The organism is Carnobacterium sp. 17-4 (assembly GCF_000195575.1).
Lineage (GTDB): Bacteria > Bacillota > Bacilli > Lactobacillales > Carnobacteriaceae > Carnobacterium_B.
Window position 1 is genome coordinate 1,884,080 of the sequence record NC_015391.1, and the last position, 16,810, is coordinate 1,900,889.

A 16,810-nucleotide genomic window follows, 5' to 3' on the forward strand; every position below is an offset into this window, starting at 1 on the left:
CAACCTATGTCTCTGTTTTTAAATTTTCAGCTGCATGATCAAGGCATGATCAACTGGGTCATGGTAATAATTTTTGCGCAGCGCAATTGTTTCAAAACCAGCTCTTTCATATACAGCAATCGCAGCTTTATTCTGCTCTCGAACTTCTAAAAAGACTGTTTTGATTTCTTCAGTTTTCAACTGTTTGATAAACGCGCTTAAAAAGGATTGGCCGATCCCTTGATTTTTAAAAGGCTTTAGAATTCCAAATGTGGTAATTTCTGCCTCATCAAAAAGTTGAGTATACCCTATAAATCCAACTTTCTCTCCTTTTTGAAAAGCTATTCCGTATTTGTTATGAAATCCTGCTAATTCACTTTTATACGCTTCAACAGGCCAAGGGCTCCCATTAGGATAACTACCTTCAGCCAGTTGAAATAATTCATATGCTGTTAAATTCCCATTTTGATTAAATAAAAAAACTGTCTTTTCATTTAAATAATTATCCATTGTTTAGTTCCTCATAACGGCTTACTCATTTCCAGTGCATCTTCTCGGTCACCGGTATAGTATGCTTTTTTTATCTTCCCTTTTTCAAAACCAAGTTTGCTGTACAAACGTTGTGCATTTTCATTTGAAACACGAACCTCTAAACTCATTCTTTTCATGCCTTCGTGTTGGGAAATTGTTTGCAATTCCGAAATCAAAAATGTAGCAATTCCTTGTTTTTGATGACCTGGAATGACAGCTACATTTGTTACATGAGCTTCTTCGTCTACTAACCAAGCCCCAATGAAGCCAATTGCTTGCTTAGATTTTCGAACAATTAAGTAAATAGAGCGAGTATTTGTTTTGATTTCATGTTCTAATGCTTTTTTATTCCACGGTGTTTTCCCATTGTAACAAAGTGTTTCTATTTTTAAAATATCGTAAATATCAGCTTCTGATCCAATCGAAGCTTGCAAAAGAGAACCGTCAACCAACAGAAAGGTCTTATTTTCAAGTTGTGCTCGTTTCGCCAACTTTTTTTTGGAACCCATTTGATTAGTAAGCACCATAAATTCCTCATTAATAAACCATTGCTTAAATTTTTTCAACATAAGCTTCCTCCAGTTGATCTGGATGCTCTTTACGCCAATTTTCCTCCGCTTCTGCTAGTTTCAAATAGTCAGGTATGAACATGTGTGCATCTACAGGTTCTTCCTTTATCCCTAATAAACCTAAAACACCAGCTTTTGGCAGATGATCTTTTAATGGCGCTTCAAACACCCGGTTCGTTAAATGCTGTTCAAATATATCTTTATATAAAGAACGGTCTTCTCCAATTAATTCAAACGTGCCTTCTCTTCTACTTAAATGCTCAGCCCATAATTCTGCTGAAATATGCGTATCGGGTTCAACTTGAACCAAATTTCCGTTTTGCCATTGGTATAAGCCGGTATAAATATTTTTACGACGTGCATCAAATAGAGGAACAAGATAGTGTGTTGAGGATTCACAATTTCCAGCTAATGTTTTCAAACTAGAAATGCCAACTAATTCAACACCCAAAGTCCACGCTAATGTTTTAGCAATCGTTACACCAATTCGTAAACCCGTGTAAGAACCAGGACCTTTAGCAACTACTATTCGATCTAATTCACTAGGTTTCCATTGAACATCATTCATTAACTCATCAATAGCAGGCATCAAACGCTCACTATGATTCCGTTTAATATTTGTCGTAATCTCTCCTATAATTCTTTCTCCATCTAACACTGCAATACTCATTGCTTGATTAGAAGTGTCTATTGCCAATACTTTCATGAGACGACTCCCTTTTATATGACTAGGCCATTTATTATAATTTTATTTTAGCACATATCTTATAAAAACTTAAATTCCTTATTTTCCAAACTGATCTGAAAGCGTATTAGTTGATTTTTAATTTACAAGAAGTTATGCTTCTTTATGTAAAGGATATTTATTATCTCAGCTCCAAAAGTTTTAAGCTTACATCTAAAACTTTAGTTAGATATTAGTATCAGTGTCAAAAAATCTAGTTTCATAGGAGGAATTACACATGGAAAAAGATAACGGAATGAAGGATAAACTTAAAGGTATTAAAGATAAGGTTGTTGGTGAAGCCAAAGATTCTTATGGTGATGCTACAAATGACCATAGCAAACAAGCTGAAGGTAAAGCTCAAAAAACCAAAGGCGAATTTCACAAAAAGGTCGGCAAAGTAAAAAGCGACTTAGATGATAAGAACAACAAGTAACATTAAAATTTGTTTCCCCCTAAAGAGTACTGCTAACGTGGTGCTCTTTTTAACTTAACTTATTTTTCTAAGGAGATCATACTATGGCTAACATATTAATTACTGGAGCAACTGGAAATATTGGAGAAGTCTTAACAGCTCATCTTAAAAAGAAACATAAGTTAATATTAGTGGATATCGATTTTTCTGAGTCAGATAAAGAAATTATCGAAGGTACCATTAAAAAAGAGTTAGATTTATCGGTTTTAGATAACTGGAATGGCTTATTAAATGGAGTAGATTACGTCATTCAATTAGCCGGAGATCCTAGCCCTGATGCAGAATTTTATGATAGTCTTTTAGATTTAAACTATAAAATCCCACATAATCTTTACTTAGAAGCTTCCAAAAGTGAATCAATCAAACGGATTATTTTTGCTAGTTCTATCCATGCTGTTGATGCTTATCCGCAAAATGTACAAGTTGCTACAAATGATCCCGTCCGCCCTGCTGATTTGTATGGGGTATCTAAAGTCTACCTAGAAGGTTTAGCCAGCCATTACGCTTTTACAACCGGACTAGAATCGGTTGGTCTTCGGATTGGAGATTTTAAGGGCGATGACTTGCCTGCATTAGCTACACCAGATGCCATGTCAAATTACTTATCAGGCAAAGATATGTGCCATCTTGTAGACTGCTGTTTGACTGCAACACTGAAAGAACCTTTCTTACTGGTTAATGGTATTTCAAACAACACTTTCCCACGTCTAGATATTGATCAAGCTCGTGTTGATATTGGCTACCAGCCACAAGATAACGGTTTTAAACTACTCGGTTACTTTACAAAAGATGAATAAAAAAGAGTGGGATAAAAAGCGTCTAGACCCGAAGCACTGGAACGAATACGCGCAGTGTGGTCATCGACCATCGAGTATTATTCGTGAAGTGGACGTCGGGTCTGCTTTTTGGAGCACGTTTTAGAATAAACATTCGTATATAGAGAAGAGGCTGGGATTTTTATCCCAGCCTCTTCTCTATTTTTCTATTTACTTGGATAACTTTTCCGGACCATTTTCACTTCGTAAACTGCTTTTATTACTATGGCTATGAGCGCTCCTAATATAGCTCCAAATGGACCAAATAGCAATATACAAGCTATAGTCGAAATAAAGGTGTAAAGAGGTCTGACACCAATTTCTCTACCTGTAACAAACGGTTCAGCAACTTGGCGGATTACGTTGATAACAATATACAGTAAGCCAAGTTGCCAAGCCATTGTGGTATTTCCCATAAAGAAATAAACCAATGCCCACGGAATCATGATGATTCCACTTCCTAAAATTGGAACCATATCTACAATAGCAATACCTAAAGCTTTTAATCCCCAATGATCAATTCCAATGATAACAAACCCAATACATAATAGGATAAAGGTCAATGCAGACAATTTCAATGCTGCTTTAAAATACCCTTTGATCCCTTTTACTGATTGAGATAAAATTTCTTTTAAATCATTCATTTTTATTCCTCTTTTCTCATTCATTTCTTCTATTGTACAAAAAGAACAAGTTGATGCAATCCAACTTGAGTAGTATCTTTAAAATCCACAAAAAAATCACCTTAACAATAACAGTTTCTCTCCTGTATCTATTAAGGTGATTTAAGGTTTGTGTGCTCGTTTTTAGGTTAAGCTATTTATATTTTCTCTCTTTTTAGATAAAGGCCATAATTATGAAATTAAGAACAAACAGTCCAGTTGAGATCCATAATACTGGATGAATGTCTTTTGTTTTTCCTTTAGCAACTTTAACAATAACATAGAAAATGAACCCAGCAGCAATACCATATGAAATACTATAAGATAATCCCATAAATATTGAAGCAAAAAATGCGGGTATAGCTTCTTCCAAGTTTTCCCAATTGATTTCTAAGAATGATGACATCATCATTACACCTACTAATATTAAAGAAGCAGAGGTTGCTTGAGTAGGTACCAGTGCTACTAGCGGTGAGAATAAACTTGTTAATAAGAATAATACAGCTACCACAACACTTGTTAAACCAGTTCTTCCACCAGCACCAATACCAGCAGCACTTTCAACATAAGTTGTTGTATTTGAAGTCCCAAAAATAGCTCCTGCAGAAGTTGCAATTGCATCTGCAAATAAGGCTTTGTCCATTTTTGTTTTAAATCCAGTACTACTGTCTAATGCTAGTTCGTCTTCAGCACTAAATATTCCTGTTTTACGACCCGTGCCAATAAAGGTTCCGATAGTATCAAATATATCCGATAAACTGAAAGCAAAAACCGTCATAATAACTAAAGGTAAACGTGCTACATCTGTAAATAATGAAATCATTCCTTCATTACCAAATGCTGCACCAAAAGTTGTTCCTAATTCTGAGAAAGCATTTCCTAGTGAATTAGCCGGATTAGATACGACAGATAAATCAACAACTCCCATTGGAATTCCAATAATTGTTGTAAGGATGATTCCTATCAAAATAGCACCTTTAACATTTTTAACTAATAGAATCACAGTAATGATCAAACCGATCAATGCTAGTAATGATCCTGGACTTGTAAAATTAACTAGTGCAGGAACAATTCCTCCACCTGTTACAACATTTGAAATGCCATCTGGGTAAGAAGAAGCTGCTGCATCAAAAGGAGCATTATTAACCGTTTGTATATTTCCAGGTTCAGAAGTAAACTGAAGAAATCCTGCATTCTTAATTCCGATATAAGCAACAAAAACACCGATTCCAGCACTGATTGCATGTTGCAGACTTTCTGGAATTGAATGAATAATCAATTTACGTACTTTTGTTACCGTAATTAAGATATTTACTATCCCACAAATAAACACCATTGCTAGAGCTTCTTGCCATGAAAAACCTAGTGCAAAAACAACTGTGTACGTAAAGAATGCGTTTAATCCCATTCCAGGAGCTTGTGCATAAGGTACATTTGCAAATAATCCCATCACTAACGTACCAATAGCAGCAGCTATTATAGTAGATAAGAAAACAGCTTGTGTAGGCATACCCGTTAAAGATAAAATTGCTGGGTTAACAAAAATAATATAAGACATTGCAAAGAAAGTTGTTAGACCTGCCGTGATTTCAGTGCTTACTTTAGTGCCATTTTCTTTCAATTTAAAAAACTTTTCCATTTTACTATTTCCCCACTTTATTTGTATTACAAGTGAACCTGAATAGTTAAACCTACTGAGTTTTTAGTTTTCTACCTAACTGCATCGTAAAATATAAGGACAAAAAAATAACTATAAATAATTGCAGTTTTTCCAATGTGTCTAATGACTCTCTAAATAAACCTAAATGAGTTTATTTAGAACCAATAGTCTGAACATTTACGGTGTCCGGTAGAAACTTAAAGCCCATATCGCTTAATTATATTCGGTTCTAAACATTGCATTTTAATTATAGAAGATGATTCACTATAAAACAACCATATAATAAATATTCAATCAAATTAATTAGATAATCGTTCGTGTTTTACCCGTAAAATTCAGTTATATTAAGAAATATTTAAAAAATCAAGCTCCATTTCCTCTTATTTGTTTCTAATTCTTAACCGCTTTCTTATTTTTAGCGTTAGTCCACTGTCTAACTCACCTAATTTCAAACCCTCAAATAAAGCGTTCTCTTTTTTATTTCCCCTATAATGCGTTACAATAGTTTTATAACTAACAAGGGGGAATTTATTATGGATTTCACACAAGTCAAAGGTTATAGCGAGTTAGATTCAAATCAAATCAGTTGGTTAGCAAATGTTTATGCCCAACACATGGATACATTGGATGATCCTGTTAAATATGATTTAGAAAATATTAAAGAAGTTTCATGGAACAACGGTCTCCAAACCGTAGACGTTCACTTTGTTAATGGCGAACTTGTTCATTACAATAGCACTGGTGAATGGACTTACGAGTAGTGTAAATTTGTCATTCAAAAGAGCGCCAAAACAGATGTGGTTTCATTTGTTTTGGTGCTCTTTCTATTATTTCCAAGCTGTTCTTTTTATTTTTTTTACAGTTAATAGTATAATTAGTAATAAACAATAGGAGGGTTTGTTATGGCCTCAAAAATTAATGAAATCAAAGGCTATTTCGACTTAGATGAAGAACAAATGGAAACTCTCAGTTTAGTATATGCTCATCACATGGATATCTTGCATAACCCTCCAGAATATACTATGGATAACATCACTGAGATCAAAGTTAATTCTAAACAAAACTTTGTGTCTATCACATTCACAAACGGTAAAATTTTTCACTACACCGCCGATGGTTCTTGGTATTAAAACTACAAAAAACTCTGTGGCATAAGCAAATAAGGTTGAGGCATCTCTGCTCAACCTTATTTTGCTGTATTCAATTTATCCTGATTACCTCATTGTAACAAACTCTTCCGATCCAGTTGGATGAATAGCTACTGTATTGTCAAAATCCGCTTTTGTAGCTCCCATTTTTATAGCTACTGCAAATCCTTGAATCATTTCATCCAAGCCTCTTCCAAGCCCATGCAAACCAACTACTTTTTCATTTTCACCTTGGCACACTAATTTCATATAAGTTTTTTGTCTGTTAGCTGTTATAGAACTGTGCATAGAAGTAAAAATAGATGTATACACTTTAATATCTGCTTCGCCATAGGTTTCCTTTGCTTCTTCTTCAGACATTCCAATTGTTCCGATTGCCGGGTGGCTGAAGATAACGGTTGGGATATTCGTATAATCCAAAAACTCGTTTGGTTTATTATTGAATAAGCGCTCAGATAACCGGCGTCCTGCGGCAATAGCAACTGGAGTCAATTCTATACGACCGACTACGTCTCCAATAGCGTAAATATTTTTAGCCGTTGTATTTTGGTACTTATCTACTTTAATATACCCACCATCGTTTAATTCAACATTCGTTACCGCGAGATTCAAATCTTTTGTATTTGGTTTACGTCCAATTGCCCAAATGACAGCATCTGTTGTATGTGAAGAACCGTCCTCAAAATGAATGGTTAAAGAACCATCTTCATTTTTTTTCACTTCTTTAGGAACAGCATGAATATGTAAAGCTGCTCCTTCTCTAGCCATTGTTTCAACAAGTCCTTCGATAATGATCGAATCAAAATTACGTAACGGCGCATGCTTTCTAACAAATAAATGCGTATCCGAACCTAACCCATGTAAAACACCTGCTAATTCAACAGCAATATACCCAGCTCCTACAACCGCTACCCGTTTAGGTAGTTCCGTTAGTTCAAAGAACCCATCTGAGGTCATCCCGTATTCTGCTCCTGGAATTTCTGGCCAAGCTGGACGACCACCAGTAGCAATTAAGAAATGGTCTGCTGTGTAATGTTCCCCATTCACTTCAACAGTATGTGCATCGACAAATTTTGCATAACCGTTGATCAAATCCACTTTATTATTATTTAAGTTCTTTTGATAAATAGTATGCAATCGAGAGATGTATCCCTCTCTATTTTTAACTAATTTTCCGAAATTTAGTTGACGATCCTTAATTGTAATACCGTAGTCTTCTCCATATAGTTCCATGTCTTCCATTATTTGAGCGCCATGCCACATAACTTTTTTAGGAACACATCCTACATTGACACAAGTTCCACCAATAGCGTTACCTTCAATCAAAGCCACTTTCGCTCCATGCATTCCAGCACGATTAGCTGACGCAATACCGCCGCTTCCTCCACCAATTGCAATATAATCATACTTTTTAACCATTAATTATTCCTACTTTCTTTTTTGTTTTCAATTTACTATAGTCTTTTCAAAATAACTATCTCTTATTCATTATCTTCTATCATTAAGTTTAACTCATTTTCTTGTTTTAAGATATCCTCAAAATAATGATAGTAACCGCCTAGTTCATGTCGGTAACTTTCTCTTTCTATCCAAGGTTTGTGTTTGCCACAATAATGAATGAATACGACTTTTTCCTCTACCCACTCAATCGAAAACTTACGTGGAAAAACGCGTTTTAATTGAGAATAAAAACGCGCATCTAAGTTATAAATTCGCCAATCAGCTTCTTTAACCTCATTCCAATATAAATGGTTGAAAATATCTTGATCAGGAAGAACTAACCAATTTTTATTAATCTTGATTGCTGTAGTTATTTCCTCAAGATTGCGAGTGCTCCGTATTAAAGTGAGATTCATCAAAATAACTCCCGTGTTGAAGTAATCTTCAGATGACAGAGTCCCTAGGCGGATGTTATTGATTGGTTGTATCCATTTTGTAGCATAATCATGTGTTGTCGCTACAAATAACTTCCCTTCAAAATCTTGCTTATAAAAGCTTGAAAAAGAACGTAAATTTATAATATCAGGATCAAGATATAAAATTCGCTCTAATTCTATCGGCAGTACAAATGGAGCAAGTAAGCGATAATACATTTCAATCGAATAGTAGCGATTAACAACTACTTCTTCTAAGAAAAGTTTTTTACAATCTACTGGAAAGAATGTATGTCCATTCCCTTTTACAAATTGATCTACTTCACTTATTCTATTTTTTGGTATATTTTGATGCATTAAATAAATCGTCATTTTTTCTTTATCATTTGAGCGAAAGATTGAGTGTAGAGCTGTAAAGAGTGGGTCTAAATAGTTTTCATTAAGTGTAAATAATAAATTCATAATATATCTCCTATACCTTAATGCTTATTTTATAGTTTAGCTGTTGCCTATTTTTATCTACCTTATGCTGCTTTCAAACGTTCTTTCTTCAAATAACTTAGCATCTACATTAAATTATGAATTAAATGAACTTGAGTTGCAATCAAAGTAGTTTAAAAAAATCTACTATGTATTAAATAATTACTGTATATCATATCACACATTTTTTTTTTTACTTTGATTTAATGTATACTTAAATTAATGAATTGATTTTATAATACAAAGGAGAATTTCATGAAAAAAGATGCATCATTTTATTGGACATTGTTTTTATCTACCTTCACATTGAGTGCTTTTACCTTTGGTGGAGGATATGTGATTGTTCCGCTTATGCAAAAGCGTTTTGTAAAAGAGTTAGAATGGATCACGGAAGAAGAAATGCTTGATTTAGTAGCTATTGCCCAATCTTCTCCAGGGCCAATCGCGGTTAACGCTTCGATTATCATTGGTTACCGCATGGCTGGTATTCGAGGAGCTCTCTTATCAGTATTGGGAACTTCTTTACCTCCACTTGTAATCATTACGATTGTTTCTTATTTTTATTTAGCTTTCCGTGATAATGCTATTGTAAATGCTCTATTGTTTGGTATGCAAGCTGGAGTCGCTGCTGTTATTGTAAATGTCGTTATTGACATGGTCAAAGGAATTACGAAAAATAAAAAGATCCTCCCCATCCTTGTGATGACCCTTGCTTTCTTAGCTGCTGCCTTTACATCAATTAATATTGTCGTTATTTTATTTATTTGTGGTGCAATAGGTGCTTATACAACCTATAGAGAGTCACATTTAACTAAAGGAGGACTAAATAAATGATTTATTTGCAATTATTTTGGAGCTTTTTCCAAGTTGGAGCTTTAAGCTTTGGAGGCGGTTATGCAGCCTTGCCTTTGATTCAAGAACAAGTAGTCGAACAAAACAATTGGTTGTCTAGTACTGAATATATTGATATATTAACGATTTCTCAAATGACACCTGGTCCGATCGCTTTAAATGCTTCTACTTTTGTAGGGACAAAAGTAGCTGGAATCCCCGGTTCATTGATAGCTACGTTAGGATGTATCACGCCTTCGGTTATTATCGTTCTGCTTTTAGCAGTACTATATTATAAATACAAAGGCTTGTCTTTAGTCCAAGGAGTTATTAAAGGCTTGCGTCCAGCTGTTGTTGCTTTGATTGCTTCTGCTGGATTGTCTATTCTATTGACAGCTTTATTTAACAGCGAAACCCTTCCAGTTGAATGGGTTGATTTAGATTGGATCTCCTTGATTTTGTTTGGTATCGGCTTAATTTTACTGCGGAAAACAAAAATCGGACCAATCTTTGTTATGTTGGCAGCTGGGCTAGTGAGACTGATGATATATGGTGTAACGATACTTTAGTCTAAAGTATTTTTAGTTAATGGGGCTTGATTACTTTACTAATACTAAAAATTATAGCCTTGTTAAAGTTAAATCATTTGTGAATCTTTTTGGCTGCTTTATACTAAAGAAAAGAGTTCAATTGAAGCACTTTCATTTTGCATAGTTTCTCTAGAAAGCAGGTGTTTAAATGTTTGAATTAGAATACAGCGAAATCTTTCTCCGCTTGATCTTAGCTGTTGCATTGGGAAGCGTGATTGGCTATGAGCGGGAAATCAAAGGCCATGATGCTGGTTTACGAACTCATATTTTGGTATGTGCTGGAGCCTGTATTATTACATTAGTCCAACTGCAAGTTACGTACAGCACAGTCGAGATGGGATTAAGTCAACCGGAGCTGGCTCAAGTGTTAAATACAGATATGACTCGAATGCCAGCTCAAATCATCAGCGGAATCGGATTCTTAGGTGCCGGTACAATTATTGTGACTAAAAAAAGTGTTACTGGACTGACAACAGCTGCCTCTATTTGGACGATCGCTGGTTTAGGTATAGCCGTTGGTATGGGAAGCTATTTTTTAGCTCTAATGGGTTGTTTAGTTATTTTACTTGTTTTACGTGTGATCAAAAAGCTCTTCCGTGTTCAAAGTTCAAAGAGAATTGAAATTTATTATGTGAACCGTGAAGAGACAAAAGAATTTCTTACTCGTTATTTTGCTAGTATGCGAATTAATGTTCTCGGATTAGATTACAGTGTGGACACTAATAGTATTGAAAAAAACAGTTACATTAACCTCTACACACTTAGTTTACCAGATACCAAGTCGATTGCTTCTGTAGTAGAAGACCTCTCAGATTTTGAATACATTCGTCGTATTCATACGTTAAGAGAAAACTAAAAAGAACAAAAGTGAAAAATACTCACTTTTGTTCTTTTTTTGTTCTATTAGCTCTTAGTGTTTATTCCAAAAAACATGGTTTAATGCCAATAAGATGATTCCTGCTAAAGAAAGAAAAGCTCCCAGAATTAAAAATGGTGGTTGATACGTAAACGTTACTTCTGAAGTTCCTGACTCCAATGGAAGTCCAATAAAGCCTTCATTAACAAGAATCGTTTCAACTTTCTTCCCGTTGACTTCTGCTTTCCAACCTTGAGTAAACGGAATCCTAGTAGCTAATACCGATGGTTCAGTCATAGTAATTGATCCTTTGACCATTTTGTTGGTGAACGTTTTAATATTTAATTGATTATCTCTCTTCTCCGTCACCCTGCCTGGATAATCTTTATCTAAAGGAACAATGAATACGGTAATATCTTCTAATGCATAGTTTCCTGCTTTAGAAAATTGAAGAGAAATTGTCTCTTCTTTGTTATTTTCATCGTGATAACCCATGTTGAACAACATATTCGTCCGTTTAAAGTAAGAACTAAAGCTCAATACATCAGATTGACGAATCGTCTTTTTTCGTTCCCCTAGTGTTACCCGAGTACTAAAAGCAGTAGGAGTGCCTGTTAGGGGATCACTTACACTAGGTGTAAAATCCAATCCTTCTAAATAAACATACACTTCAGCCTGTTGCAAAACTGTTGGATCATCCAGCAGCAGTTCTACTTTTCCATTATCTTCTTTTATCGTTATTCCATCTTCTTCAATGCTAGCTTTACTTTTATTCTCCGAAACCAATTGATACCCTTCACTTTCAACCTTTAATGGCTGATCAAACAATGTCAAATCCGATGTCTCTACCTCTTCTGAGTCAATCACAACTCCGTAAGATAAGAACTGCTCTTTCTCGATTGGATTCATTTTTTCAAACAGTTCATAAGTTAGATATGTCGAGTTGGCAGACGCAAAAGGAAAATAATTTTTTGTTTCAGCTACAATAAAATCTGAACTTTTATCAGAGAGGTTTTCCACCACTTCGTACCCATATGGAAGATAAGCTTCATTTTCTTTTTCTGTTAAAATATATCGAACTCCTAAAAAATTATTTGCAATTTGTCGATCGTCAAATCCATTTCGTAAAGGTTGGATAAGCTGAAATTGGCCTGATCCTAATTGGCGGGCAAAATTTGAGATAAAACCATTTGAAACCGACAGATAAGAATTCAGTCCCATTTCTTCTAAAATAATGAATTGATTCTTTATATGATTGTTTTTGCTAGTTACTCCAATGCGAGAGATATCTGTATCTTGTGGAAGTTGTTGCTCTAATCGATCAAACGTTGTTAAATATTCGTCATCAATTGTTCCATAATCTACTGATAGCTCAATCGTATTTTGTCCCCATGAGTAATAATAATCCATTGCATTGTAGCTTAAATTCGCCATGATGAGCAGCAATAATGCAGCGGAATAAAATCCTTTAGAACGTTTTGTTAAGACTTTTTTATTTTGCTGTTTATTTGCTAACACTAATAATAGCCACATCACACTTGCAAAGATCAAAGGAGTGATATAGGCTGCTCTAAAACCGATTACTTGAATAACTACAAACACTATTCCTCCATAAAGCAGGATCATACAGCCCATAGCTAAAACCTCTTTTTTCTTTAAGTTGAACCGACTATTGTAGAGTATTGCAGCTCCTAATGAAACAAACAATGGAATAGCAAATGTCCAACGGTTGTAGGGGCCTGCGAAACCATTCATAATGGAACCAAATGCCGGCAGTGTCAACATCACTGCGAATAATCCTAAAGTGGCTGAAATAAAACTAAACTTCTTGCGTTGCATCCAAAGCATCGGCACCATCAATAACACAAATGATGAGTAGCCAAATACCGTCCACAAGTAACGTTCAGAAATAAATAGATTTAATAGTAATGACCAATAATACTTAACAGGGTACACAAGCAGCCCACTGGCAAAATTTCCCGGCTCTCTCGATGATTGTAAGAATCCTCCTACAATCGGGACGAATAAAATACTCGACAGTAATAGCCCTATTAAATAAGAATAGACAGCTTTCCAAACATAAGCTGATAGTAATTTGTTGTTTTTTGTACCATACAGATTAAAATAGCGGATAACTGCATAAATAAAAATCAGTACACTCAACATATAAAAGAAATAAAAATTGCTACATGCACTTAGAAAAATAACTACAATGAATAATGTATTTGATTCATTGTGCAAAATCTTTTCTATTCCGATACATAGTAACGGAAAAAAGAGCATCGGCATCAAGAAAAAAGGATGCCGTGTAACATTTAATACCACATAAAAAGTAAAGGTGTACATCAATGTACCGACTAAAGCACCTGAACTAGCTAGTTGCATTCTTCGACAATAAAATAAAAAAGCAATCCCTATGGCATACACACGCAGCAAAACTAGCACATGATAGGCAAACTCCGTCATGCTTGCAGGAAATAACAATCCCAGGTAAACAAACGGGTCACCTACTACATAATACCCATAAGCACTTAATACATCTGCACCCATGCCATTTGTCCAATCCCAAAATTGCAGACCTGCTGAAGGGTCTGCTAAGTATGTCTTTATCAGGGATAAATAATCCTTAAAGATTAAATAATGCTGCGAAAATCCATCACCTTCCCAGATAAATGATTTTTGCAACACTATAAAATAGCTATAAATCGCTGTAATCATAAAAAGAAACAAACCTGTAAAGAGAGCAAATGTCAGCTTAGTGATTTTTTTTTCTTCAAATAAATTCTCGCCAAGGTCTTTCATCAACTGGATCACTCTCCTTGCTTAAAGATAAAAAATTTACTGAATGCATAGTTCAATACCACAACAATAAATTGTGTAATGATTTTTGCAACATTAGCATTCAAATTCAGACCGTCAACCAACAACCACATACTTCCCATATCAAAAACAGCTGATAGTAAACGGAAAGAAACAAACAAGCTAAATTCTTTTAACCATAATTGGAATGTGGGTGTGGAAGATTTAAAGACATATTTTTTATTGGTAAAAAAAGCAAATAATATAGATACAACAATGGCAATTGCATTTGCAAATAAATAATGCACTTCAAAAACCGAATCAAATAAATAGAAAACAACGATATTTACTACCGTTGTTAATCCTCCAAAGATCAAATAACCAATTAATTCTTCGTACCTACTAACGAGACTCTTTATCTTTGTCATCACTTACATCCATCTCTTTCTTCATTTCTTTTTCTGAATATTCTTGAATAAAGTATACCGGCCGTTCCTTCGTTTCGACAAAAACTCGACCTAAGTATTCCCCAATAATTCCAAGTGAAATCAGCTGAATACCACCTAAAAATAAGATACCAGCAATTAAAGAAGGGTAACCAGCAACACTCGTTCCAAATAACATCGTTCGAATAATTTCAATCGTCAAATAGACAAAAGCAAACATCGAAATAATGAATCCAATAATGGACCAAATTCTTAAAGGCATTGTACTGTAAGATGTTATGCCATTTAAAGCCAGATTCATCAAAGCTGACAACTTCCATTTTGTTTCTCCAGCTGCTCTAGCTTCTGCTATATAAGATATTTCTTTCTTTTTAAATCCTATCCAGCCATACATCCCTTTTGTATAACGTTCATGCTCTCTCAATTGAGTCAATGCAGCTACACATTTTTTGTCTAATAATCTAAAATCACCTGCTTGAGGGTAAACTTTTACTTTAGCAACATTTTGTAGTACACGGTAATACATATCAGAAGTCCATTTTTTTAACCACGTTTCACCTTCGCGTTCTTTACGCACAGCATACACATCATCGTAGCCTTCTTCCCACCAATGGATCATTTCAGCAAATGTTTCTGGAGGTTGTTGAAGATCGGCATCAATAATGATCAAGGCATCTCCTTTAGCATAATCAAAACCTGCCAACATAGCTGTTTCTTTCCCAAAATTACGGGATAAGTCTACGTATTGTACACGTGAATCCTTTTCCTTAAAAGCTTTTATCTGCTCAAGCGTTCTATCTGTACTGCCGTCATTCACAAATAAAAATTCAAATGCATACTGAGATAAACCTCCGCAGACGCTATCTAATTTTTTATACATTTTGTCAATTACTGCCTCTTCATTATAAGCAGGAATTAATATTGTAATAGTTTTCATTCAATCTAACCTTTCATTGTCGTACATCGAACCTATAGTTGTAACTGTTCGTTTCTTAACTAGTATATCTTACACTAAAATAGACGTCTAATTTTGCACCCCTTAAATGAGAAATTTCTTTTAAATTCATTAATTATCCACATAAAAAAAGCCTTAGAATGCTTTATTCTAAAGCTTTTAATAACCTATATTTTTTAACCTAACGCTTCAAAAAAATTCAATGTTATTTTTCCCCATCTACATACTGTTTAAAAAAAACAGCGAATCGAAATACCCAGTAGCAGGAAAGGAAAAAAATACCACGATGAATGATAGGTTGAATAATCACCTAAACGTAATGTATAAAGTAATATAAACATAAAAAATGAACTAGTTAATGAAATAATGCCATTCAATACTCTCATTATATTCCCCTTTTAATTCTGTGTTTTTTAACAGAATCATGGTTGATCCCGAAATGTAAAGGTATTCATTTTATAGAATAACAGAAAGGATATAAAAAAGATATAAAAAAAAAGACTTGAACATCTGCTATTCCTAATCCAGTAAACGGCTATTTACTGGGTTAAAAACTGCATCATTCAAGACTCTTTTAAACATTTATCCATTTTCTGATTTTTTAACCTTCACCTTTTTCAAAAGATGGATACAATGTCATCCCTCCGTCAACAAACAGCGTGGTACCTGTTACATAACTTGATTCGTTAGAAGCTAACCAAGCTGCAGCTGCTGCAACTTCTTCCGGTTTTCCAATGTAGTTCATCGGAATCATAGTTAACGTTTTTTCTTTTTCTTCTTCATTTTCAAATTTATCAGCATTGATCGGTGTATTGATCGCTCCTGGAGCAATGCTGTTCACGCGAATCCCTTTATGCGCATATTCTAGTGCAATGGTCTCGTTGAACAATTTTACTCCACCTTTACTAGCAGAATAATGCGCGAATGTTGGCCAAGGAATACGTTCATGTACAGAAGACAAGTTAATAATGTTTCCTTTTTTATCGTTTTCTAAGAAATGATTTAAGGCTGCTTTAGAGCCAAGAAAAACCCCTGTCAAATTAACATTAATCACTTTTTCCCAGTCTTCTAAAGTTAATTGATGGGTGGAAACTTTATTTTCCATACCTGCATTATTAACCCACAGATCTAAATCACCAAAATTAGAAATAGCTGCATCCAATAAGGCTTTTACACCTTCTTCACTACTGACGTCAGCTTCAATAGCCACAGCTTCTCCGCCAACTTTTTTGAGCTCTTCTACCGTTTCTTCGGCTCCTTCTTTATCGCTGTGATAATTGATGATAACTTTCATTTTTTCTTCTGACAACCGTCTAGCAATTGCATTTCCAATTCCTTTTGAACCACCTGTAACGACAGCTACTTTCCCTTTTAAATCAGTGTACATCTAACCCCTCCATTTGAATTAACTGCTCT

The 16,810-nt window shown here is 34.7% G+C and carries 18 protein-coding genes and 1 riboswitch; of the genes, 7 read left to right on the forward strand and 11 right to left on the reverse strand.

Annotated elements, in window-relative coordinates; all coding sequences use genetic code 11:
- Positions 1 to 18 precede the first annotated feature (18 nt).
- From rimI (CAR_RS08970) to tsaB, 3 genes are read right to left on the reverse strand one after another with little or no spacing between them, the layout of a single operon-like run.
- A complete protein-coding gene (rimI, locus tag CAR_RS08970) occupies positions 19 to 489 on the reverse strand; it encodes a ribosomal protein S18-alanine N-acetyltransferase (protein ID WP_013711403.1) in 471 nt (156 codons plus the stop codon).
- Between the two features lie 11 nt (positions 490 to 500).
- Positions 501 to 1,079, reverse strand: coding sequence for a ribosomal protein S18-alanine N-acetyltransferase (gene rimI / locus CAR_RS08975; protein ID WP_052303143.1), 579 nt, complete (start codon positions 1,077 to 1,079; stop codon positions 501 to 503).
- The gene (tsaB, locus tag CAR_RS08980; RefSeq protein ID WP_013711405.1) at positions 1,063 to 1,785 is read right to left on the reverse strand and encodes a tRNA (adenosine(37)-N6)-threonylcarbamoyltransferase complex dimerization subunit type 1 TsaB; all 723 of its coding nucleotides are present in this window, start codon (positions 1,783 to 1,785) and stop codon (positions 1,063 to 1,065) included. Before tsaB ends, rimI (CAR_RS08975) begins: the two co-directional genes overlap by 17 nt.
- Positions 1,786 to 2,041: 256 nt before the next feature.
- On the opposite strand from tsaB, the gene CAR_RS08985 reads away from it, so the two are divergent.
- Positions 2,042 to 2,239, forward strand: a complete 198-nt coding sequence (locus CAR_RS08985) for a CsbD family protein (protein ID WP_013711406.1) — start codon at positions 2,042 to 2,044, stop codon at positions 2,237 to 2,239.
- Between the two features lie 83 nt (positions 2,240 to 2,322).
- Positions 2,323 to 3,075: an NAD-dependent epimerase/dehydratase family protein gene (locus tag CAR_RS08990; RefSeq protein WP_013711407.1), complete on the forward strand. Its 753-nt coding sequence runs from the start codon at positions 2,323 to 2,325 to the stop codon at positions 3,073 to 3,075.
- 185 nt (positions 3,076 to 3,260) lie between these two features.
- On the opposite strand, the gene CAR_RS08995 is transcribed toward CAR_RS08990, so the two are convergent.
- Together CAR_RS08995 and CAR_RS09000 are read right to left on the reverse strand one after the other, a co-directional pair.
- On the reverse strand, positions 3,261 to 3,737 hold the full coding sequence (locus tag CAR_RS08995) for an AI-2E family transporter (RefSeq protein ID WP_148229452.1): 477 nt from the start codon (positions 3,735 to 3,737) through the stop codon (positions 3,261 to 3,263).
- 193 nt (positions 3,738 to 3,930) lie between these two features.
- A complete protein-coding gene (locus CAR_RS09000; protein WP_013711409.1) occupies positions 3,931 to 5,394 on the reverse strand; it encodes an NCS2 family permease in 1,464 nt (487 codons plus the stop codon).
- 166 nt (positions 5,395 to 5,560) lie between these two features.
- A riboswitch (purine riboswitch) is annotated at positions 5,561 to 5,661 on the reverse strand.
- Positions 5,662 to 5,948: 287 nt separating this feature from the next.
- Between CAR_RS09000 and CAR_RS09005 the strand changes: the two genes are divergently transcribed.
- Both CAR_RS09005 and CAR_RS09010 read left to right on the forward strand, forming a co-directional pair.
- Complete coding sequence (locus tag CAR_RS09005; RefSeq protein WP_013711410.1) at positions 5,949 to 6,176, forward strand: hypothetical protein; 228 nt, start codon at positions 5,949 to 5,951, stop codon at positions 6,174 to 6,176.
- 141 nt (positions 6,177 to 6,317) lie between these two features.
- A complete protein-coding gene (locus tag CAR_RS09010) occupies positions 6,318 to 6,545 on the forward strand; it encodes a hypothetical protein (RefSeq protein WP_013711411.1) in 228 nt (75 codons plus the stop codon).
- 84 nt (positions 6,546 to 6,629) lie between these two features.
- Here CAR_RS09010 and gorA read toward each other — a convergent pair whose 3' ends face one another.
- Both gorA and CAR_RS09020 read right to left on the reverse strand, forming a co-directional pair.
- A complete protein-coding gene (gorA, locus tag CAR_RS09015; RefSeq protein WP_013711412.1) occupies positions 6,630 to 7,982 on the reverse strand; it encodes a glutathione-disulfide reductase in 1,353 nt (450 codons plus the stop codon).
- A gap of 62 nt (positions 7,983 to 8,044) precedes the next feature.
- Positions 8,045 to 8,899 carry a glycosyltransferase family 8 protein gene (locus CAR_RS09020; protein ID WP_013711413.1) on the reverse strand — a complete coding sequence of 285 codons (855 nt, stop codon included), beginning with the start codon at positions 8,897 to 8,899 and terminating at the stop codon, positions 8,045 to 8,047.
- 273 nt (positions 8,900 to 9,172) lie between these two features.
- Here CAR_RS09020 and CAR_RS09025 point away from each other — a divergent pair, with 273 nt between their 5' ends.
- From CAR_RS09025 to CAR_RS09035, 3 genes are all read left to right on the forward strand, one after another.
- Positions 9,173 to 9,751: a chromate transporter gene (locus tag CAR_RS09025; protein ID WP_013711414.1), complete on the forward strand. Its 579-nt coding sequence runs from the start codon at positions 9,173 to 9,175 to the stop codon at positions 9,749 to 9,751.
- Positions 9,748 to 10,317 carry a chromate transporter gene (locus CAR_RS09030; protein WP_013711415.1) on the forward strand — a complete coding sequence of 190 codons (570 nt, stop codon included), beginning with the start codon at positions 9,748 to 9,750 and terminating at the stop codon, positions 10,315 to 10,317. The genes CAR_RS09025 and CAR_RS09030 overlap by 4 nt, the downstream gene beginning before the upstream one ends.
- A gap of 169 nt (positions 10,318 to 10,486) precedes the next feature.
- Positions 10,487 to 11,194, forward strand: coding sequence for an MgtC/SapB family protein (locus CAR_RS09035; protein ID WP_013711416.1), 708 nt, complete (start codon positions 10,487 to 10,489; stop codon positions 11,192 to 11,194).
- Between the two features lie 54 nt (positions 11,195 to 11,248).
- On the opposite strand, the gene CAR_RS09040 is transcribed toward CAR_RS09035, so the two are convergent.
- The 4 genes from CAR_RS09040 to CAR_RS09055 form a co-directional block, all read right to left on the reverse strand.
- On the reverse strand, positions 11,249 to 13,996 hold the full coding sequence (locus CAR_RS09040) for a YfhO family protein (protein ID WP_013711417.1): 2,748 nt from the start codon (positions 13,994 to 13,996) through the stop codon (positions 11,249 to 11,251).
- A gap of 8 nt (positions 13,997 to 14,004) precedes the next feature.
- Positions 14,005 to 14,421 (reverse strand): GtrA family protein, encoded by a 417-nt coding sequence (locus tag CAR_RS09045; protein WP_041556510.1) that lies wholly within the window; start codon positions 14,419 to 14,421, stop codon positions 14,005 to 14,007.
- Positions 14,396 to 15,376: a glycosyltransferase family 2 protein gene (locus CAR_RS09050; RefSeq protein ID WP_013711419.1), complete on the reverse strand. Its 981-nt coding sequence runs from the start codon at positions 15,374 to 15,376 to the stop codon at positions 14,396 to 14,398. Before CAR_RS09050 ends, CAR_RS09045 begins: the two co-directional genes overlap by 26 nt.
- Before the next feature lie 619 nt (positions 15,377 to 15,995).
- Positions 15,996 to 16,781 carry a glucose-1-dehydrogenase gene (locus tag CAR_RS09055; protein WP_013711420.1) on the reverse strand — a complete coding sequence of 262 codons (786 nt, stop codon included), beginning with the start codon at positions 16,779 to 16,781 and terminating at the stop codon, positions 15,996 to 15,998.
- Positions 16,782 to 16,810 lie beyond the last annotated feature (29 nt).

Excerpts from the sequence above, each read along its gene's own strand:
- CAR_RS09045 (WP_041556510.1), bottom strand. The coding sequence starts at position 14,421 with ATGACAAAGATAAAGAGTCTCGTTAGTAGGTACGAAGAATTAATTGGT.
- CAR_RS08990 (WP_013711407.1), top strand. The coding sequence starts at position 2,323 with ATGGCTAACATATTAATTACTGGAGCAACTGGAAATATTGGAGAAGTC.
- CAR_RS09005 (WP_013711410.1), top strand. The coding sequence starts at position 5,949 with ATGGATTTCACACAAGTCAAAGGTTATAGCGAGTTAGATTCAAATCAA.
- CAR_RS09030 (WP_013711415.1), top strand. The coding sequence starts at position 9,748 with ATGATTTATTTGCAATTATTTTGGAGCTTTTTCCAAGTTGGAGCTTTA.
- CAR_RS09010 (WP_013711411.1), top strand. The coding sequence starts at position 6,318 with ATGGCCTCAAAAATTAATGAAATCAAAGGCTATTTCGACTTAGATGAA.
- CAR_RS08995 (WP_148229452.1), bottom strand. The coding sequence starts at position 3,737 with ATGAATGATTTAAAAGAAATTTTATCTCAATCAGTAAAAGGGATCAAA.
- CAR_RS08985 (WP_013711406.1), top strand. The coding sequence starts at position 2,042 with ATGGAAAAAGATAACGGAATGAAGGATAAACTTAAAGGTATTAAAGAT.
- CAR_RS09035 (WP_013711416.1), top strand. The coding sequence starts at position 10,487 with ATGTTTGAATTAGAATACAGCGAAATCTTTCTCCGCTTGATCTTAGCT.
- rimI (WP_013711403.1), bottom strand. The coding sequence starts at position 489 with ATGGATAATTATTTAAATGAAAAGACAGTTTTTTTATTTAATCAAAAT.
- CAR_RS09050 (WP_013711419.1), bottom strand. The coding sequence starts at position 15,376 with ATGAAAACTATTACAATATTAATTCCTGCTTATAATGAAGAGGCAGTA.
- CAR_RS09040 (WP_013711417.1), bottom strand. The coding sequence starts at position 13,996 with ATGAAAGACCTTGGCGAGAATTTATTTGAAGAAAAAAAAATCACTAAG.
- rimI (WP_052303143.1), bottom strand. The coding sequence starts at position 1,079 with ATGTTGAAAAAATTTAAGCAATGGTTTATTAATGAGGAATTTATGGTG.
- CAR_RS09025 (WP_013711414.1), top strand. The coding sequence starts at position 9,173 with ATGAAAAAAGATGCATCATTTTATTGGACATTGTTTTTATCTACCTTC.
- gorA (WP_013711412.1), bottom strand. The coding sequence starts at position 7,982 with ATGGTTAAAAAGTATGATTATATTGCAATTGGTGGAGGAAGCGGCGGT.
- CAR_RS09020 (WP_013711413.1), bottom strand. The coding sequence starts at position 8,899 with ATGAATTTATTATTTACACTTAATGAAAACTATTTAGACCCACTCTTT.
- CAR_RS09055 (WP_013711420.1), bottom strand. The coding sequence starts at position 16,781 with ATGTACACTGATTTAAAAGGGAAAGTAGCTGTCGTTACAGGTGGTTCA.
- tsaB (WP_013711405.1), bottom strand. The coding sequence starts at position 1,785 with ATGAAAGTATTGGCAATAGACACTTCTAATCAAGCAATGAGTATTGCA.
- CAR_RS09000 (WP_013711409.1), bottom strand. The coding sequence starts at position 5,394 with ATGGAAAAGTTTTTTAAATTGAAAGAAAATGGCACTAAAGTAAGCACT.